The sequence below is a fragment of the Streptomyces sp. NPDC059874 genome (assembly GCF_042731135.1).
Classification (GTDB): Bacteria; Actinomycetota; Actinomycetes; order Streptomycetales; family Streptomycetaceae; genus Streptomyces.
Genome location: NZ_JBHWJY010000042.1, coordinates 54,324 through 72,204, shown reverse-complemented (window position 1 = coordinate 72,204; position 17,881 = coordinate 54,324). Strand labels below are relative to the sequence as shown.

Here is a 17,881-nt window from a genome sequence, read left to right as displayed (position 1 = left end):
GAGGCTGGATTGCGCACGGCGTCAGCCAAATCCAGCCCCGCCGGCGTTTGAGGCGCGGGGTACGGGGCGGAGCCCCGGGTGACTGGGCCGCTGGGTCAGGCGCGGAGGTCGGCCAGTTGGGCCTTGAACCAGGCCGCAGGGGGGAGGGCCACGGCCGCGGCGGCCAGGCGCTTCGTGCGGTCCGCGCGCTCCGCATCCGGCATGGACAGCGCCGCGTGCATCGCCTCGGCGGTCGCGGAGACGTCGTACGGGTTCACCGTCAGCGCGTCCCGGCGGAGCTCCTCGTACGCCCCCGCCCCGGTGGACAGCACCAGCACGCACCCCGCCTCCGACACGACCGGGATTTCCTTGGCGACCAGGTTCATGCCGTCGCGCACCGGGTTGACCAGCGCCACGTCCGCCATCCGGTACGCCGCCAGCGAGCGCGCGAAGTCGTCCTCGACCGACACCAGTACCGGCTGCCAGTCCGGAGCACCGAACTCCTCGTTGATGTCGGCCGCCAGCTTCGCCACCGACGCCGTGTACGTCCGGTACACCTCCAGGTCCTGCCGCGACGGGTACGCGGACGCCAGGTGGACCACCCGGCCCCGCCATTCGGGGTGGGCCGTGAGCAGCTCCCGGTAGGCCAGCAGCCCGCGCAGGATGTTCTTCGACAGTTCGGTGCGGTCCACCCGGACGATCGTCCTGCGGTCGCCGACCTCGGCGCGCAGCCCCGCCAGTTTGTCGTCCACCACCGGCCGGTGCGCGAGCGCCCGCAGGTCGTCCGCGTCCACGCCGAGGGGGTACACGCCCACGTCCGTGAAGCGGATGTCCGCGCCGGCCTTCCGGTACTGCACCCCGCGCCGCCGGTCGCCGCCCGGCAGCGCCCCCCACGCGAGGCCGATCGCGTCGTCCGTCTCCGCGCCGGCAATGAAGGCCGAGGCCCAGGACCAGGTGTGGAAGCCGAGACGGTCCGCGCCGAGCATCCCCCACATCAGCTCCGACCGGATGTCCTCCGGCAGCATGTCCAGGAACTCCAGCGAGGCCCAGGGTGTGTGCGTGAAGTGCGCGATGCGCAGGTCGGGCCGCAGCTCGCGCAACTGCCCGGGGACCAGGGCCAGGTGGTAGTCCTGGACCAGTACGCACGCCCCCTCGGCCGCCTCCTCGGCGAGGGCCTGCGCGAAGGCGCGGTTGTAGGTCACGTACGACTCCCAGCGGCGCCGGAACCGCGCGTCGAAGACCGGCTCGCGCGGTACGTCGTACAGGTGGTGGTGGGTGAACCACAGCACCGAGTTGGCGATGCCGTTGTACGCGTCGTCGTAGACGGTGGGATCGATGTCCAGCATCCGGACGCCGGGCTCGGCCACCCCCCGCCGGACCGCCTCGCGGTCCGCCTCCGACAGGGCCGCGCAGATCCACAGCGCCTCCGGTTGTTCCGCGAGGGCCGCGGAGAGGCCGGAGACGAGACCGCCCCCGCCGCGCCGGGCGCTGAGCGTGCCGTCGGCGGCGAGGGCGTAGGAGAGCGGACCGCGGTTCGCTGCGACGAGTACCTGAGAAGCCATGCGGCACACCTAGCCCAGCCGGGTCCCCCTCAAACCATGCGAAACCTCACGCCACGCGACGCAGCGCGTACTCCCTGACGCCGAGCATCGGCGGCCGCTCCTCGGTGTCCACCGCGTACGTGTGCGGTACGAAACCCACCGGCCCGCGCTCGAACTGCGTCAGCTCCGGCCGTACGAGATGCCCGCGCGAGAGCCGCACCAGGGCCGTGCGGTAGATCGCCGCGGCCATCCGGCCCAACGCCTGACCGTCCTGATGGCGGTGCACGCGTACGCCCACGTCCACCTGGGCCAGCGCGTCCAGCCCGACCGTGTGCAGCGCGTCCACCAGCAGGCCCAGCTCGACGCCGTACCCGACGGGGAACGGCAGCCGCTCCAGCAGCGAGCGGCGCACCGCGTACTCGCCGCCCAGCGGCTGCACGAAGCCGGCCAGCTGCGGCCAGTGGAGGTTGAGGAGGGGGCGGGCGACCAGCTCGGTGACCCGGCCGCCCTGGCCCGGGGCGTCCCCGAGCGGACGGTCGTACATCGCCTTGACGAACTGCACGTCCGGCTCCGTCAGCAGCGGGCCGACGATCCCCGACACGAACGTGGCCGAGAAGTCGCGCAGGTCGGCGTCGACGAAGCAGACGATGTCCCCGGTGGTCGCCAGCAGCGAGCGCCACAGCACCTCGCCCTTGCCGGGCAGCGCCGGGATCCGCGGCAGCAGCTCGTCGCGGTGCACCACCCGGGCACCGGCCTTCGCCGCCACCTCGGCCGTCCGGTCACTTGAGCCCGAGTCGATTACCACCAGCTCGTCGACCAGCGGGACCGGCAGTCCCTCGATCAGCTCGCGCCGGATCACCTCGACGATCGCCCCGACGGTCTGCTCCTCGTCGAGTGCGGGCAGCACCACGCTGACCGTGGTACCCGCCGCCCGTTTCCGGTCGAGCAGCTGGTCGAGCGGTCGGTCGGCGGCGGACCAGGAGCGGTCTGCCAGCCAGCGCTCCACCTCTTCCAGCACCCTCAGCACTCCCTGCGTATCGGCGTTATGGTGCGATATGTGATCCATCTCGCGGTTCGGACAGCAGTCTCAACTGCCCAAGCCTTCGGTTACAGTCTTGAACAACGCGATGGACCACCGCATGCCGGGGGTCCCCGCGAACAAACGCACCGGCGCGCCATAGAGCGCGTGTGCCGGTGCCATACCGCTCATCCAGAGGGGCAGAGGGACACGGCCCGTTGAAGCCCCGGCAACCCTCCAGTCGGTTCTCGCGATGCGTCTTGGCGACGCACCCCCGCGAGGCCTCCGGCTAGGGAAGGTGCCAATTCCGTCTCATGGCGAAGTGCGCCATGGGGAAGATGAGGAGAAAGGGCCTCGCCATCATGGCTGCACAGACTGTTGCCACCTCTGTTGATCTCGGACCTGCCACCGGCCTCTCGTGCCGCGAGTGCGGTACCCGCTTCGAGCTCGGCCCGATCTTCGCCTGTGTGGAGTGTTTCGGACCGCTGGAAGTCGCGTACGACCTCCCCAGCGGTGACCCGGAAGCCCTGCGCGCGGCGATCGAAGCCGGCCCGAACAACATCTGGCGCTACGCCCCGCTGCTGCCCGTCCCCGCGGACGTCGCCGCCAAGCCCAGCCTGAACCCCGGCTTCACCAAGCTCGTGGACGCGGCCAACCTGGCCAAGGAGCTCGGCGTCACCGGAAAGCTCTACGTCAAGGACGACTCCGGCAACCCGACGCACTCCTTCAAGGACCGCGTCGTGGCCATCGCCGTCGAGGCCGCCCGTGCCTTCGGCTTCACCACCCTGTCCTGCTCCTCCACCGGCAACCTGGCCGGCGCCGTCGGCGCCGCGGCCGCCCGCGCCGGTTTCCGGTCCTGCGTGTTCATCCCGCACGACCTGGAGCAGGGCAAGGTCGTCATGGCCGGTGTCTACGGTGGCGACCTGGTCGGCATCGAGGGCAACTACGACGACGTCAACCGCTTCTGCTCCGAGCTCATCGGCGACCCGCTGGGCGAGGGCTGGGGCTTCGTCAACGTCAACCTGCGCCCGTACTACGGCGAGGGCTCCAAGACCCTCGCGTACGAGATCTGCGAGCAGCTCGGCTGGCAGCTGCCCGACCAGCTCGTCATCCCGATCGCGTCCGGCTCCCAGCTGACGAAGATCGACAAGGGTCTGCAGGAGCTGATCAAGCTCGGCCTCGTCGAGGACAAGCCGTACAAGATCTTCGGCGCCCAGGCCGAGGGCTGCTCCCCGGTGTCCACCGCCTTCAAGGCCGGCCACGACGTGGTCCGCCCGCAGAAGCCGAACACCATCGCCAAGTCCCTGGCCATCGGCAACCCGGCGGACGGCCCGTACGTCCTGGACATCGCGCGGCGCACCGGCGGCTTCGTCGAGGACGTCAACGACGAGCAGGTCGTCGAGGCCATCAAGATCCTCGCGCAGACCGAGGGCATCTTCGCCGAGACCGCGGGCGGCGTGACCGTCGGCGTCACGAAGAAGCTCATCGAGAACGGGCAGCTCGACCCGACGCTGACGACCGTCATCCTGAACACCGGTGACGGCCTCAAGACCCTGGAGGCGGTGGCCGCGGACAGCGGTCAGACCGCCACCATCCGCCCGAGCCTGGACGCGTTCCGCGCCGCCGGCCTGGCCTGACCCTCCCCCCTGCACCCGGAAAGGCAGTAGCGCCATGAGCGTCAACGTCCGCATCCCCACCATCCTGCGCACCTACACCGGCGGCGCCGCCGAGGTGAAGGCCGAGGGCGCGACCCTGGCCGAGGTCATCGAGTCGCTGGAGCAGAACCACCCCGGCATCGCCGCGCGCGTCCTGGACGACCAGGGCAAGCTCCGTCGCTTCGTGAACGTCTACGTGAACGACGACGACGTGCGCTTCGAGGGCGGGCTGGAGGCGGCGACGCCGGACGGCGCCGGCGTCTCGATCATCCCGGCCGTCGCGGGCGGCTGCTGATCGGCTCGGAACGCTTCCGATAAACAGAATTACCCCTTCCGCTAAAAGCGGAGGGGGTAATTCTGCTTGATTGGGCGCGGTAGAGTTGGGGAAGTCCCCTCCGCTGTTCTTGCCCGCCGCATATGAACGGGTCGCGTGAGGGTCGACATCGGGTCAATGTGCAAGTGCGGTATGGGGCTTTGGCGAGATATGTCAGGCCCGAGTTGCCCTGGAATATGCCAAATTTTCACTTCATTTCAATGTATCCGGCTGTCCAGATTTCTCGTCGGATTGACCTGTTGCAGACAGCACCGGCGCGGATACATTCAGCCTCGGTCGACGCGTTCCGACGCAAGTTCTGACCCGGGACCGCGAAGTGCGTTCCTGCGCAAGGGCCAGTAATAGGGGAGTTAGGCATGGCTCAGGGCACCGTCAAGTGGTTCAACGCGGAGAAGGGCTACGGCTTCATCGCGGTCGACGGTGGTGCGGATGTGTTCGTCCACTACAGCGCCATCCAGATGGACGGGTACCGCACCCTTGAAGAGGGTCAGCGGGTCGAGTTCGAGATCTCGCAGGGCCAGAAGGGTCCGCAGGCGGACATGGTCAAGCTCGCACTCGGCTAGTCCTGGAGCGATCGACCACCGACGCGACACGTACGCGCGCACCCGCGTACGCGCATACATACGAGGGGCCCGCATCCTTGAGGAGGGATGCGGGCTCCTCGTGCGTTGCCGGGCGTCCCTTGGATCGTGGCCCGGTGTTGGCCCAAGCCGCTTGCACTCGTGGGGGTCGAGTGCTAATCATTGGCGTTAGCACTCTCCGGTTGAGAGTGCTACTGAACGAGGACCGGGTCGGTGAGGCCCGCAGGGTCCGGCGGGAAGGAACCGCCGAGCCCGCAGGCCGTCCGTCGCGGGCGCGGGCGCGGTCCAGGAGCAATCCACCGCTGTCCGGGAGGACCACTTCAGATGGCCAAGATCATTGCGTTCGACGAGGAGGCCCGCCGCGGCCTCGAGCGTGGGATGAACCAGCTCGCCGACGCCGTCAAGGTCACCCTTGGCCCCAAGGGTCGCAACGTCGTCCTTGAGAAGAAGTGGGGCGCCCCCACGATCACCAACGATGGTGTCTCCATCGCCAAGGAGATCGAGCTCGAGGACCCGTACGAGAAGATCGGCGCCGAGCTGGTCAAGGAAGTCGCCAAGAAGACGGACGACGTCGCGGGCGACGGTACGACCACCGCCACCGTGCTGGCCCAGGCGCTCGTCCGCGAGGGCCTGCGCAACGTGGCCGCCGGCGCCAACCCGATGGCCCTCAAGCGTGGTATCGAGAAGGCCGTCGAGGCCGTCTCCGCCGCCCTGCTCGCCCAGGCCAAGGATGTCGAGACCAAGGAGCAGATCGCTTCGACGGCCTCCATCTCCGCCGCCGACACCCAGATCGGCGAGCTCATCGCCGAGGCCATGGACAAGGTCGGCAAGGAAGGCGTCATCACCGTCGAGGAGTCGCAGACCTTCGGTCTGGAGCTCGAGCTCACCGAGGGCATGCGCTTCGACAAGGGCTACATCTCGGCGTACTTCGCCACCGACATGGAGCGTATGGAGTCGGCTCTCGACGACCCGTACATCCTGATCGTCAACTCCAAGATCGGCTCGGTCAAGGACCTGCTGCCGCTCCTGGAGAAGGTCATGCAGTCCGGCAAGCCGCTGCTGATCATCGCCGAGGACGTCGAGGGCGAGGCCCTGTCGACCCTGGTCGTCAACAAGATCCGCGGCACCTTCAAGTCCGTCGCCGTCAAGGCCCCGGGCTTCGGTGACCGCCGCAAGGCCATGCTCGGTGACATCGCCATCCTCACGGGCGGCACGGTCATCTCCGAGGAGGTCGGCCTCAAGCTCGAGAACGCGGGCCTGGACCTGCTGGGCCGCGCCCGCAAGGTCGTCATCACCAAGGACGAGACCACCATCGTCGACGGTGCCGGTGACAGCGACCAGGTCGCCGGTCGCGTGAACCAGATCCGCGCCGAGATCGAGAACTCCGACTCGGACTACGACCGCGAGAAGCTCCAGGAGCGCCTCGCGAAGCTGGCCGGCGGCGTGGCCGTCATCAAGGCCGGTGCCGCGACCGAGGTCGAGCTCAAGGAGCGCAAGCACCGCATCGAGGACGCCGTTCGCAACGCGAAGGCGGCCGTCGAGGAGGGCATCGTCGCCGGTGGTGGCGTGGCCCTGCTGCAGGCCTCCGCGGTCTTCGAGAAGCTGGAGCTCGAGGGTGACGAGGCGACCGGCGCCAACGCCGTGAAGCTCGCGCTGGAGGCCCCGCTGAAGCAGATCGCCGTCAACGGTGGTCTCGAAGGCGGCGTCGTCGTCGAGAAGGTGCGCAACCTTCCGATCGGTCACGGCCTGAACGCCGCGACCGGCGAGTACGTCGACATGATCGCCGAGGGCATCATCGACCCGGCGAAGGTCACCCGCTCTGCCCTGCAGAACGCGGCGTCCATCGCGGCCCTCTTCCTCACCACCGAGGCCGTCATCGCCGACAAGCCCGAGAAGGCCGGCGCGGCTGCCGGTGGCGGCATGCCGGGCGGTGACATGGACTTCTGATCCACCCCTGGCCTCCGGCCTCGGTTGATCGGCTGTTCCGTACACGTTCCGAGGGCGGCACCCCCACTGGGGGTGCCGCCCTCGGGCGTTGATCCCGGCATCCGCATCCTGGCCCAGACCGTGCGGCCGGCCACCGTGCGCAGCCTCGATGCCATCCATCTGGCGACGGCACTCGGCATCGGCACGCGGCTGACCTCGTTCGTCACGTACGACAAGCGCCTGGCCGATGCCGCCCGGGATGCGGGACTGTCCGTCGACGCACCCGCCTGACCTGATTGACTTCTGGCATGACTGACGTGTTCATCAAGATCTGCGGGCTGCGGACCGAGCGGGACGTCGAAACCGCCGTGGCGGCCGGGGCCGATGCCGTGGGGTTCGTGTTCGCGCCCGGGAGTCCGCGTACGGTCGACGCCGCCACCGCGCGGGCGCTCGCCGCGTTGGTGCCGGACCGGGTGCTCACCGTCGGGGTGTTCCGTCGGCAGTCGGTCGAGGAGGTGCGCCGCTTCACCGAGGAGAGCGGTGTGCGGGGCGTGCAGCTGCACGGCGAGGAAGGTCCCGAGGACTTCGCGGCGCTGCGCGCCGAGGGCCGTACCCTGCTGCGGGCCACCGCCGAGCCCGTGAAGCGCTGCGGAGAGTACGGCGAGGACCTGCTGCTGCTCGACGCCCCCGATCCCGGCTCCGGCAAGCCCTGGAACTGGGGCGCCGCCGACTTCACCGCCCCGGAGGGCCGCTGGCTGCTCGCGGGCGGGCTGAACCCGGGCAATGTGCGGGAGGCGATCGAGGTCACCCGCGCTTGGGGCGTGGACGTGTCCAGCGGGGTGGAACGGGAGCGCGGGGTGAAGTCACCGGAGCTGATCCGCGCCTTCATCGAGTCCGCGCGCGGCTAGTGCTGTGAGACGGTCGCCCGGCGCCCGTCGCGGGGTGCGCAAGTTTCTGTAGCGATCGATAAGGAAGTCGTGTTAGGTTCATTCTGTAGTGGTCGTTAGGGAATTGAGGGGGCTTCACCATGGGCAAGAACGCGCTGGTCACGGGCGGCAGCAGGGGCATCGGCCGGGCCGTCGCCGAGCGGCTCGCCGCCGACGGGGTCACCGTCGTGCTGACGTACGCGAGCGACGGGGCGGCCGCACGGGACACCGTGGAGGGGATCACCGGGGCGGGCGGCCGGGCCCTGGCCGTGCGGGCGGAGCTCGGCCGGCACGGGGACGCCGCCGCGCTCTGGAAGGCGTACGACGCGCTCGGCCTGGACGGCGTCGACATCATCGTCAACAACGCCGGCATCGGACTGCCCGTGCCGCTCGGCCAGGTCGCCGAGGCCGACTTCGACCATGTCTTCGCGGTGAACGTGCGGGCGCCCTTCTTCGTCGTCCAGGAGGGGCTCGGGAGGCTGCGCGACGGGGGCCGGATCGTCAACGTCTCCAGCGGGGCCGCCCGGATCGCGGCGCCCGGGATCCTCGCCTACGGGGCCACCAAGGGCGCGCTCGACACCCTGACGCTCCACCTCGCCAAGGCCCTCGGCCCGCGCGGGATCACCGTGAACTCCGTCGCACCCGGCATCGTCGACACCGACGTCAACGCCGGCTGGCTGCGCGGCAACCCGGAGGCCGAGGCGCACGCCGCCTCCCTCGCCGCCCTCGGCCGGGTCGGCCGCCCCGAGGACATCGCCGACGTGGTCGGCTTCCTCGCTTCGGACGCGGGACGCTGGGTCACGGGCCGGGTGGTCGACGCGACGGGCGGCGCCGGGCTGTGAGCGCCGGGGCCCGGTCCGCACGACGGTCCGGGCCCCAGAGGTGTCTCACCGCCTGGCGTAGGGCCGGGTCATGATCTCCATGTTGTGGCCGTCCGGATCGGCGAAGTACGCGCCGCGGCCGCCGAAGAGGTGGTTGATCCGGCCCGCATCGGTGTGGTTCGGATCGGCGAAGTGGGTGACCCCGATCGCCTCCAGGCGGGCGATCATCGCGTCGAACTGCTCGTCGGGCACGAGGAACGCGTAGTGCTGCGGCTGGAGCGGCTCGCCCTCGGGCTGCTCGTAGTAGTCGAGGGTCACGTCGTTGCCGAGGTCGACGGGCAGGAACGGCCCGAACGGGGCGCTGACCTTCAGGCCCAGGACCGCGGCGATGAACTCGGCCGACAGCTGCCGGTCCGTGGCGTACACGACGGTGTGGTTGAGCTGGACGTTCGTGACGGGAATCTGCATGTGTGGTGTCCCTCCAGGTCTTGGGTTTCGAAGCTTCCGAAGCGAAGACATGGAGAGGGGGGCGGGCCCCTGGCCCGCCCGGTGGTCACGCGGAGGCCGGGGGCCTCACTCGTGTATGGCCCAAGGCCGACCCGGCAGTCACCCGGCCGACCTTACGCCCTGTCATGGGCCCGGGCAACGCCGGGCGGGAGTCGTGGCGGGACGCGTGTCACGCCGGGTTGAGCGCGATGGCGAACCGGTCGAAGATGTCATACACCTCGATCCAGCCCACCTCGTACCGGCAGACCCTGTCGGTGCCGGTGCCCTCACAGCCCCACGCGTTGACGACCATGCCGTTCAGCTGCCGGGAGTCCTGGTTGTTGATGGTGATCACGGGGCCGCCGCTGTCGCCGGGCCGGGCGACGATGCCGCGGTAGTGCGGGACGCCGGCGCTTCCCCAGATGTAGGCGCCGTCGGTGACCCAGGTGGCGCTGCCCGCGTAGGTGGTGCGGATGTTGCAGACGACCTTGGAGTTGTAGCCGAGTTGGCAGGTGAAGTCGCCCACCGCCACGTTGAGCACGCTGTTGAGGTAGCGGGAGTACCCGTTCTCGTCGAGGCCGTCCCAGGTGTAGCGGTGCGTCGGCGCCTCGATGAACGCCGAGTCGAGGTCGGGAATTTCGGCGTTGACCCGGCCGATCTGACTGCCGCCCGCCGTGTGGACGAGTTCGCCTTGGTTGTAGCAGTGGCCCGCCGTGACGAGCCACTGACGGCGGTCCACGGTGCTGATGGCCGGGATGCCGCTGGTGCAGTGCGCGAACGAGCCCGTCGCGGGGCCGAGCGCGGCCCCCGCGTAGAAGGGCGAGGAGTCGTTCCACCGGTTGAGCGGCTCCGAAGCGGGCGACTGACGGATGCGCAGGGGCGTGACCCGTTCGCTGCTGAGCTGCTGCGCGACGGCGGGCTTGGCGAGGTACTGCTGTGCGGCCTTCGCGTCGTTCACGCCGAGCTCGATCGCACTGCCGTCGACGGTGCTGCCCGCCATTTCGATGGTGAAGGGGAGGTCCTTGCGGCTGCGGAACGCCGTGATCTCCTTCCGGAGCTGCAGCCGCGACTTCGCGCTCTTGCGTACGTTGAGCAGCTTCGTGTCGGCCTCCGGGTTGGCCTTGCGCACCGCGTCGAGGAAGGCCGCGGCCCGGGTCGTATCGGTGAGGTAGACGTTGACCGAGCGGTAGTCGAAGGCCATCTCGACCTGCGTGTACACGTCCGCGTACGGGCCCCGGCCGGCCCGCGCGGCAGCGTCGGCCACGACCCTCAGGGGCTCCAGCACCTCACCCTGCCGCTCCGGTGTCATGGCCGCCACGGCATCGGCGGACAGGGGCCCGGGTGGTTCCGCCTCGGCGGCGGTCACCCCGAGCGGTAGGACGGCCAGTACGGTCGCGAGCGCGAGTGAACGCCAAGCAGCCTTGTTCATGAATCCCCTTGGGGTGACTGTCTGTGCACGGTGTGTACGCTGCGTGACCGTAGTGAGCGTCTGAAATGCCCGGCAAGGGCGCGCGAGACCCCTTGGAGGCGCGTTGGGGGCGTGCGGACATTCACGCGCGCCCTGCCTCGGCTAGACGGCGGTGCCGAGGGGGGACGCGGTGCCGTCCTCTTCGACCGACTCCACGATCGCCGTCGCCCGCAGGGCCTCGACCTGCTCGGGGGAGAGCGGGGCGGCGAAGCCGTTCATCGCGGTGCGGAAGACGTGGATCGGAGTGATCCCGTAGGCCTGCGCGATGTCGGCCGGGTCGAGGCCGTGGCGGATGGTGACGATGTACGTGGGGTGGTCGGCCGCCGGGGCCGCCGTACGGGACGCCGGGGCGGATTCGGAGACGGAGGCGTGGGCGGGCAGGGCGGCTGCGGCGGCCAGTACGGCGGCGGCCACGGGCAGGGCTCGGTTCAGGCTCAGGCTCAGGAGGGTGCGCATGCGGCGAGGCCACCACCTGAGGCAGGGCCGGTCAAAGACGCCCGAGGGTGTGGCGGGGGCACGGGGAGCGCACCGGCCGTGCGCCCCCCGGGGTGGGGGTGGGCCGTACGGGTGATCTTGGTGGGCGGCGTGGCCGTACGCACCCGGGCCGAGTGGATCAGGGCGTACGCCGGATGATCGGCCGGGCGGGGGCAGTGGTTCAAGCCGCGCCGAGGCAGCTCCCGATGGAAGGGATGGCTGCCCCGACGGTGACCCTGCGCGTCACCGTCGGGCCGGCTCGTCCGTGTCGACCTCCCCGTCAGGAAGCCCCTTTCATGCGCCTGCTCGCACGTCTGGCCACCGCTGCCCTCCTCGCCGTCATCCCGGTCGCGGCCGGTACGGCCTCCGCCGCCGCCCCCGAGCCGACCCCGGCCCCGTTGCTCACGGCGGCCAATCCGGTGCCGGGCAAGTACATCGTGACCCTGGAGAAGGGTCAGGAGGCGGCGAAGGTCGCGCAGAAGCTGGGCCTGAAGCCGTCGTTCGTCTACACGTCGGCGATGACCGGCTTCGCGGTACCGCTGACCCCGCTCCAGCTGACGGCCGTCCGCAACAGCCCGGGCGTGAAGTCGGTCGAGGAGGACGCCTCGGTCCAGTCCGCGCCGATGCCGACCTCGGCGGAGGCGGTGCGGGCACCGTCGAACTCGTGGGGCCTGGACCGGATCGACCAACAGAGCCTGCCGCTGGACAGCAACTTCACCACTTCCGGCAACGGCGCCGGGGTGACCGCGTACATCCTCGACAGCGGCATCGACTACACCCATGACGAGTTCGGCGGTCGCGCCACGTTCGGCTTCGACGCCGTCGGTGACGGCCGCAGCGGCCAGGACTGCCAGGGCCACGGCACGCACGTCGCGGGCACGATCGCGGGCAGGACGTACGGGGTGGCGCGCAAGGCGAACCTCGTCAGCGTTCGCGTCCTCGGCTGTGACGGCAAGGGCACGTGGTCGGGGATCATCGCGGGCATGGACTGGGTGGCGAAGAACGCCAAGCAGCCGGCCGTGCTGAACGGCTCCCTGGGCGGGGACAGGTCGGACTCGATGAACAATGCCGCGACCGCCCTGTCCGACGCGGGTGTGCTGCCGGTCGTCGCGGCGGGCAACAGCGCGGTCGACGCCTGCCGGATCTCGCCGGCCTCGGCCGCCCGGGTCCTGACGGTGGGGGCCACCAACGTCTGGGACGAGGAGACCAGCTTCTCGAACTACGGCGCGTGCGTCTCCCTCTACGCACCCGGTGAACAGATCGCCTCGGCGAAGCTCGGCGGAGGCGCGATCGCCCTGAACGGCACCTCCATGGCCGCCCCGCACGTCGCCGGGGTGGCCGCCCTCTTGAAGGCGGCCTACCCGCAGGCGACTCCGACGGAGGTCGCCCAATGGCTCGACTCCAAGTCCACCAGGGGTGCCCTGAGCAACCTCGGCGTGGGCAGCCCGAACAAGCTGCTGTTCACCGGCGGACTCTGAGTCGTCAGAGCGTCGCGACGAAGGTGGCCCAGGCCCGTGCGCGGAACACCACGTGCGGGCCTTCGGGCTGCTTGGAGTCCCGTACGGGGACGATGCCGGGGTGGCCGTCGGCAACCTCGACGCAGTCGCCGCCACTGGCGTCACTGTGGGTGGACTTCCGCCAGGTGGCCATTTCCACGCAGCTGCCGCCGCTTGCGTCGCTATAACTGGACTTGTGCCAGGTGGCCGCAGACAGGTCGTATTCAGGCGTGCTGATCATGTTCGTAATCCTCCGCCACCGATTCGATCAGGGCCAGGGACTTGCGCGGTGACAGCGCGTTGGCCGTGAGGAGATCGTAGGTCAGGGTGAGCTGGGAGACCGTGGCTGGATCGTCGAACAGTAGCCCCGTTCCCAGGCCTTGGACGTAGGCGAGTGGGGGAGCGTCCTCGAAGGACATGAGCTTGATGGCGCCGCCCATGGCTGCATGAAGGCCCGCACTGAACGGCAGCACCTGCACGATGATCCGGTGCGATCGGATCAACCTCGCGATATGGCGCAGGGCCTCTGCCAGGATGGCCAGGCTGTCCCCGGTCCGTCGTAGTACTGCCTCGTCGAGGACGCACCAAAACAGCGGTGTTGTTGGCTCACTGAGCAGAGCGGCTCGGGCCAGTCGGTTCGTGACCAGCTCGTCGATCGTCTCTTCCGGGGCGGTCAGATGTCCGGCGCGGAACACCTCCCGCGCGTAGGCCTCCGTTTGGAGCAGGCCGGGAATCAGCTGGGGGGCGTACTCCCGGATCTCCGTTGCCAGCGCCTCCGCCTCGGCCGCCGCCGCGAAGTGGTCCGGGTACTTGGACTTGGCCGCCGCCCCGCAGTTGCGGACGAAGAAGCCGTTCGTGTCGAGGATGTCGTCTATCTGCCGGGCGAATTCGAGGTGCATGCGACGGGTGCCCGCCTCCAACTGTCCGATGAACGAGCCGCTCACGAAGAGCGGTTCGCCGAGTTCGGCCTGGCTCATGCCCGCACGCTCGCGCGCCACGCGCAGTTCGGCGCCCAGGAGGGCGCGGGGTGAGGAGGAGGGGTCGAGGTTCTTTCCTGCCATGGCAACTCCCTGGCCAACACGTGCGGTTGTTGCGGTGTCCGCATTGAAAGGCTAGCGAGCCCATCGCCACGCTGTGTGTCGAAGTTGGATACGCAGAGTAGAAAGGTGACATGTCATGGTGCTCTCTCCACAGGAGCGGATGCGGGCGGCCGAGGAGGCCGTCCAGCAGTTGAAGGAGTCCTTGGCCGGGGTGGGGGTGGTCTTCCCCTCCCTCGACGTGGAACGGGTCTCCGCCGCCGGCTCGTACGGCCTGCCCCTGGTCGACCTCGGCCGCTGCAACCTCGACACCGCGCTCCGCCTCGCCGCCGTCCTCTACGAGCGGGCGCACCCGTGAACGAGGCGGTGGAGTGGGGATTCGAGCTCGGGTGGAAGCTGCACGCCCTGGAGACGGCCCTTGTCAGTGGCGCGTGGCAACGTAAGGACACGGGGCTTTCCGTCCGCGTGCGGGGCGGGGAGGGCGGCGGGGCGTGGACCGCCGTCGGGGACGACGGGGAGCGGAGGGAGGCGCGGACGGCGGACACGGCCGACGAAGCGACGGCGCTCGTGCACGAGGCCTTCGGGCTGACGGCCTGGCGGCCACTGCCGCCTCCGCCGCCGGGGTGGCAGCGGTTCACGCTGATCCACTGCCCGGTGGGGGAGTGTCCGGAGTTCGAGGACACCCGCTACGACGGGGTCAAGGCGCGGCCCCCGCAGGGCTGCGTGGTGGAGGAGATCGGAGGGTACTTCGGCCTGCGCTGCGAGCGGCCGGGGGCGAGGCTGCTGGACGCCGTCGCCGGGACCTGCGCGCAGATCCGCGAGGAGCACGGGCTGCTGATGAACGACTTGGGCATCGAGAAGCTGTGGGAGTGGTCGGCGGACGGACCTGATGGCTGGGGCGCGGAGATCGTCGGGCAGTTGCTGCTGATGGCGGCCGAGCGGGGGCCGCGGCTCGGCTACGGCGTGGACGACCTGGTGCGGTTCCTGCGGACCGCGGCCGCCGGAATCGGGGGCGGCTAGTCTGCGATCGGGGGGGATCATGGACAAGAAGGTGCCGTTCTCGAAGCGGCTTGTCGCGAGCGTGTCGCCGGTCGTCGGCGCCGCACTCGCCGCGGTGACGCTGCTGTTCTTCGTGCTGTTCTGCAGGCTGGCGTTCGTCGAGACGTACGGCAACGAATGCGGCTTCGACTCCTGCCCGCGCGGCATGGGTTGGCTGATGCTCTTCACCCCGCTGCTGGGGATCCTCACGGTCATGTCGTTGACGCTCGGGAAGCGGGAGCCGGACCTTCCGCGCTCCTGCCTGGGCCGGGTCGTGACCGTGGTGCTGGCACTGGTCGCGCTGTGGCCGGGCTGGCAGGCGTACGAGTGGATGCGCGGCCCGCAGATGTACATGTCGGGGTGGCAGGCTCCGGACCAACCCGCGTCTGTGCAGCCCGTCGGCGTCTGGGCGGTGGAGCGGTGGCCGATGCTGGTGCGGGCGCGCACGGACGTCTTGGTCGCCTTCGACAGCGGCGGCCGCAGGGGCTGGCAACTGGGCGCGCCCGAAGGGGTGTCGGTGTGCGCGCTGAGCCGGACCACGTCCTCGGACATCGGGTTGGTCGTCTACGACCGCGGCGACGGGTGCGGGGTGCGGGTCGAGGCCGTGGAGCTGACGGAGGGGCGGCGGCTGTGGCGCCGGGACGCCCAGGGGACCCGGGTGGCCGTGGTGGGGCGGACGGCCGTCGTGGCGGAGGCGGGCTCGGTGGTCGGGCTCGACCTGCGCGAGGGCGGCGAGCTGTGGCGGACCGGGATACCGGCCGAGTGCCGGGTCGAGGCGGTCGACGGGGCCGGGGAGCGGGCCCTGTACGTGGAGCAGTGTGGGGAGGCGGCGGCCCGGATCACCGCCGTCGACGCCCGGACGGGAGCGCGCGCGTGGCAGAGCGCGCTGCCGACGGCGAGCCCGCTGAGTGAGGTCCGGGTGCTGTCGGCGCAGCCGCTCGCCCTGCGGGTCAAGGAGGCTGCCGCGCGCGGGACGGACGCGGTGCTGCTCTTCGACGGCGAGGGGCGCGCGCGGGGCTCCGTACCGGCGGCCGGGCCGGAGGGGGAGCTGCCGGCCGAGCCGGAGCCGCTGGTGAGCGGGGAGCTGCTGGTCATGCCGGTGAAGGTGGGGAAGAAGGCGGGCGTGTCCGCGTACTCCCTCACGGACGGCCACCGCGTCTGGCGCACGGGCTTCGGCGGGGAAACCGTCCGCGCCCTGGGGCCGGGGCGGCGCACGGGCGAGGTGGCGGTGGTGTCCTCGGGGCATCCGTGGACGTACCTGACCCGGCTGGGCCTGGCGGGCGGCGAGCGGAGGGAGGAGTCCACGGTGCTGCGCGAGGTGCCGCTGGCCGGGCGCTTCGTCTTCTACCCGGGGCCGCCGGGCAGCTACGTGTTCGTGAACCTGGGCCGGGAGGAGAGCGAGCCCTTGCCGCCGACCTTCGAGGTCTTGCCGGTGTGGGGGTGGTGACGAAGGGGATGTCCACGTGCTCGCCGTGTGCGAATGCGGGGTCCTGAACGTGCGGGCACACGCTATTGGCGTATGCGGCCCATTCGGGTCGAACGGCTCGGGGTTGACGCGATCGGGTGGGCCGCCGGGCCCGTACTAGCCGCGCGGCGGGAGCTGGTCGTACGTCTTGAACGTGTAGTACGCGGACAGGGTGATCGAGTTGCCGGTCGCGGCCGGGAGGCCGAGGCGGTTGTTGACGAGGCCGCCGAGGGGGCCGCAGCCGGTCGCGGCCGGGGTGGTGAACGTGTTGTCGTACGCGTCGAACTTGATGACCGGCGGGTTCTTGGACACCCACTGGGAGCTGCCCGAGCGCTTGAGGCGGAACTCGATCGGGGTGTCGCCGCCGCCTATGGCGCATCCGTCGGGCAGGGCCGGGCCGAGGGCGCGGAAGCGCACGGTGAACAGGCCCATGTTGTCGCCGACGGAGTAGAAGTCGGACCGGCCGCCGTACTCCGGCTGGAGGGACAGCGCCATCCGGGGGTTGTGCTCGCCGGCGGGGCCGCCGAGGATCCCGCCGGGCACGGCGGTCGGCGCGCCGCGCAGGGCGCCCCAGACCTGGCCGTTCGTGCCGTCGGGCAGGGGGCCCTCGGCGTGGGTGATGGTCATCGGCGCCAGCTCCGGCAGGGTGCGGCTGCCGAGGGTCAACGAGCCGGTGGCGGTGAGGACTTCGCACTTCCAGCGGGCCGCGTCCACCCCGGCGGGGATGGCGGGGCAGTCGCTGAAGTCGTAGGCGGGGGCCGTGGTGGGCGTCTCGGCGGCTTCGGCGGCCCCGGTGGCGGTGAAGGCGGCGGCGCCGAGCACGGCGGCGAAGGCGAGCCCGGCGGCCGTGCGACGGAGGACCTGGGGGCGCTTGTCAGTGGCGTTCTGCATGGCTTCAGCCTCCCGCCGCTCCCGCCCCGACAGCTATCGGGGCGGCCCCTTGGCTTACCCCGAGCAAACCCTGACACCACATCAGGGTGCGACCCTGGCAAGGCACTTGGGCTCATCCGCGTAGAGGTGCCGCGCCCGGGGGGCGAATCTGCGGCAGGGGCTCCGGCGGCCAGCTGAAATCCCAGGGTTGATTACGTTGCGTGCATGGGTAGTACCGGTCCGTGACGACCCGTCGTGGAGTGCGGCGGGTGCACGGGAACGACAGGACCTTCCGTATGCGCATTCGACTCGCCGCCGCGGCCCTGACGCTCGCCCTGGCGGGCGCGCTCGCTCCGGGGCTGGCATCGCCGGCCGGGGCAGCCGACTTCTTCGAGATCCACACCGACCTTGACGGCCGCTGCCTGACCAGCAACGGCGACAACGTGGAGGTCCGCAACTGCGCCGGAGGGGTCGGAAGCCAGCTCTGGTTCTGGGAGGGCCGCAAGCTGCGCAACCTCGCCGAGCGCCACTGTCTGGACGTCCGCAACGGGGAGCTGAACGCGGCCGCCCAGGTCGTGGGCGACTGCCACGGCCAGGCCAATCAGCGCTGGGACGTCGTCGGCCGTCAGTTGGCGACCCAGGTGAACAACCAGTGCCTCAGCATCCAGAACGCCGGGGACCCGAGTCAGGGGGCGGGCATCAACGTGCGCAACTGCACGGGCGCCGCCTGGCAGCGCTGGGACGTTCCCCTCCCGCCGGCCTAGCC

At 70.5% G+C, this 17,881-nt stretch carries 20 protein-coding genes and 1 riboswitch; of the genes, 12 read left to right on the top strand and 8 right to left on the bottom strand.

The window, feature by feature from the left end; translation table 11 throughout:
• Positions 1 to 95: 95 nt before the first annotated feature.
• Entirely contained in the window at positions 96 to 1,541 is a 1,446-nt protein-coding gene (locus tag ACFV9H_RS23670; protein ID WP_385401533.1) for a trehalose-6-phosphate synthase, read from the bottom strand.
• Between the two features lie 46 nt (positions 1,542 to 1,587).
• Positions 1,588 to 2,538: a glucosyl-3-phosphoglycerate synthase gene (locus tag ACFV9H_RS23665; RefSeq protein WP_385401531.1), complete on the bottom strand. Its 951-nt coding sequence runs from the start codon at positions 2,536 to 2,538 to the stop codon at positions 1,588 to 1,590.
• Between the two features lie 185 nt (positions 2,539 to 2,723).
• A riboswitch (SAM riboswitch) is annotated at positions 2,724 to 2,883 on the top strand.
• Between ACFV9H_RS23665 and thrC the strand changes: the two genes are divergently transcribed.
• The 7 genes from thrC (at position 2,877) to ACFV9H_RS23630 (ending at position 8,802) form a co-directional block, all read left to right on the top strand.
• Positions 2,877 to 4,175 (top strand): threonine synthase, encoded by a 1,299-nt coding sequence (gene thrC / locus ACFV9H_RS23660; RefSeq protein WP_385401529.1) that lies wholly within the window; start codon positions 2,877 to 2,879, stop codon positions 4,173 to 4,175. It overlaps the preceding riboswitch by 7 nt.
• A gap of 34 nt (positions 4,176 to 4,209) precedes the next feature.
• Positions 4,210 to 4,488, top strand: a complete 279-nt coding sequence (locus tag ACFV9H_RS23655) for a MoaD/ThiS family protein (protein ID WP_385401526.1) — start codon at positions 4,210 to 4,212, stop codon at positions 4,486 to 4,488.
• A gap of 395 nt (positions 4,489 to 4,883) precedes the next feature.
• Positions 4,884 to 5,090 carry a cold-shock protein gene (locus tag ACFV9H_RS23650; protein WP_030009783.1) on the top strand — a complete coding sequence of 69 codons (207 nt, stop codon included), beginning with the start codon at positions 4,884 to 4,886 and terminating at the stop codon, positions 5,088 to 5,090.
• Between the two features lie 342 nt (positions 5,091 to 5,432).
• Positions 5,433 to 7,055, top strand: coding sequence for a chaperonin GroEL (groL, locus tag ACFV9H_RS23645; protein ID WP_385401524.1), 1,623 nt, complete (start codon positions 5,433 to 5,435; stop codon positions 7,053 to 7,055).
• 72 nt (positions 7,056 to 7,127) lie between these two features.
• Entirely contained in the window at positions 7,128 to 7,325 is a 198-nt protein-coding gene (locus ACFV9H_RS23640) for a hypothetical protein (protein WP_385401522.1), read from the top strand.
• Between the two features lie 17 nt (positions 7,326 to 7,342).
• Entirely contained in the window at positions 7,343 to 7,942 is a 600-nt protein-coding gene (locus tag ACFV9H_RS23635) for a phosphoribosylanthranilate isomerase (protein ID WP_385401519.1), read from the top strand.
• Between the two features lie 119 nt (positions 7,943 to 8,061).
• Positions 8,062 to 8,802, top strand: coding sequence for an SDR family oxidoreductase (locus ACFV9H_RS23630; protein ID WP_385401516.1), 741 nt, complete (start codon positions 8,062 to 8,064; stop codon positions 8,800 to 8,802).
• Between the two features lie 45 nt (positions 8,803 to 8,847).
• Here ACFV9H_RS23630 and ACFV9H_RS23625 read toward each other — a convergent pair whose 3' ends face one another.
• The 3 genes from ACFV9H_RS23625 to ACFV9H_RS23615 form a co-directional block, all read right to left on the bottom strand.
• Positions 8,848 to 9,249 carry a VOC family protein gene (locus tag ACFV9H_RS23625; protein ID WP_385401515.1) on the bottom strand — a complete coding sequence of 134 codons (402 nt, stop codon included), beginning with the start codon at positions 9,247 to 9,249 and terminating at the stop codon, positions 8,848 to 8,850.
• Positions 9,250 to 9,457: 208 nt separating this feature from the next.
• Complete coding sequence (locus ACFV9H_RS23620) at positions 9,458 to 10,696, bottom strand: hypothetical protein (protein WP_385401512.1); 1,239 nt, start codon at positions 10,694 to 10,696, stop codon at positions 9,458 to 9,460.
• Between the two features lie 141 nt (positions 10,697 to 10,837).
• Positions 10,838 to 11,191: a protease inhibitor I9 family protein gene (locus ACFV9H_RS23615; protein ID WP_385401509.1), complete on the bottom strand. Its 354-nt coding sequence runs from the start codon at positions 11,189 to 11,191 to the stop codon at positions 10,838 to 10,840.
• A gap of 314 nt (positions 11,192 to 11,505) precedes the next feature.
• Here ACFV9H_RS23615 and ACFV9H_RS23610 point away from each other — a divergent pair, with 314 nt between their 5' ends.
• Entirely contained in the window at positions 11,506 to 12,687 is a 1,182-nt protein-coding gene (locus tag ACFV9H_RS23610; protein WP_385401507.1) for a S8 family peptidase, read from the top strand.
• 4 nt (positions 12,688 to 12,691) lie between these two features.
• On the opposite strand, the gene ACFV9H_RS23605 is transcribed toward ACFV9H_RS23610, so the two are convergent.
• Positions 12,692 to 12,946 (bottom strand): DUF397 domain-containing protein, encoded by a 255-nt coding sequence (locus ACFV9H_RS23605; RefSeq protein WP_385401504.1) that lies wholly within the window; start codon positions 12,944 to 12,946, stop codon positions 12,692 to 12,694.
• Positions 12,930 to 13,766: a Scr1 family TA system antitoxin-like transcriptional regulator gene (locus ACFV9H_RS23600; RefSeq protein ID WP_385401502.1), complete on the bottom strand. Its 837-nt coding sequence runs from the start codon at positions 13,764 to 13,766 to the stop codon at positions 12,930 to 12,932. Before ACFV9H_RS23600 ends, ACFV9H_RS23605 begins: the two co-directional genes overlap by 17 nt.
• Positions 13,767 to 13,881: 115 nt before the next feature.
• On the opposite strand from ACFV9H_RS23600, the gene ACFV9H_RS23595 reads away from it, so the two are divergent.
• The 3 genes from ACFV9H_RS23595 to ACFV9H_RS23585 are packed head-to-tail and all read left to right on the top strand — an operon-like array spanning position 13,882 to position 16,227.
• Positions 13,882 to 14,100: a hypothetical protein gene (locus ACFV9H_RS23595; RefSeq protein WP_385401499.1), complete on the top strand. Its 219-nt coding sequence runs from the start codon at positions 13,882 to 13,884 to the stop codon at positions 14,098 to 14,100.
• Entirely contained in the window at positions 14,097 to 14,762 is a 666-nt protein-coding gene (locus ACFV9H_RS23590) for a hypothetical protein (protein ID WP_385401497.1), read from the top strand. The genes ACFV9H_RS23595 and ACFV9H_RS23590 overlap by 4 nt, the downstream gene beginning before the upstream one ends.
• 19 nt (positions 14,763 to 14,781) lie before the next feature.
• Positions 14,782 to 16,227, top strand: coding sequence for a PQQ-binding-like beta-propeller repeat protein (locus ACFV9H_RS23585; protein WP_385401494.1), 1,446 nt, complete (start codon positions 14,782 to 14,784; stop codon positions 16,225 to 16,227).
• 135 nt (positions 16,228 to 16,362) lie between these two features.
• Here the strand turns inward: ACFV9H_RS23585 and ACFV9H_RS23580 are convergent, their stop codons facing one another.
• Entirely contained in the window at positions 16,363 to 17,136 is a 774-nt protein-coding gene (locus ACFV9H_RS23580) for a hypothetical protein (RefSeq protein ID WP_385401491.1), read from the bottom strand.
• Positions 17,137 to 17,411: 275 nt separating this feature from the next.
• On the opposite strand from ACFV9H_RS23580, the gene ACFV9H_RS23575 reads away from it, so the two are divergent.
• On the top strand, positions 17,412 to 17,879 hold the full coding sequence (locus tag ACFV9H_RS23575; protein ID WP_385401489.1) for an RICIN domain-containing protein: 468 nt from the start codon (positions 17,412 to 17,414) through the stop codon (positions 17,877 to 17,879).
• Positions 17,880 to 17,881 lie beyond the last annotated feature (2 nt).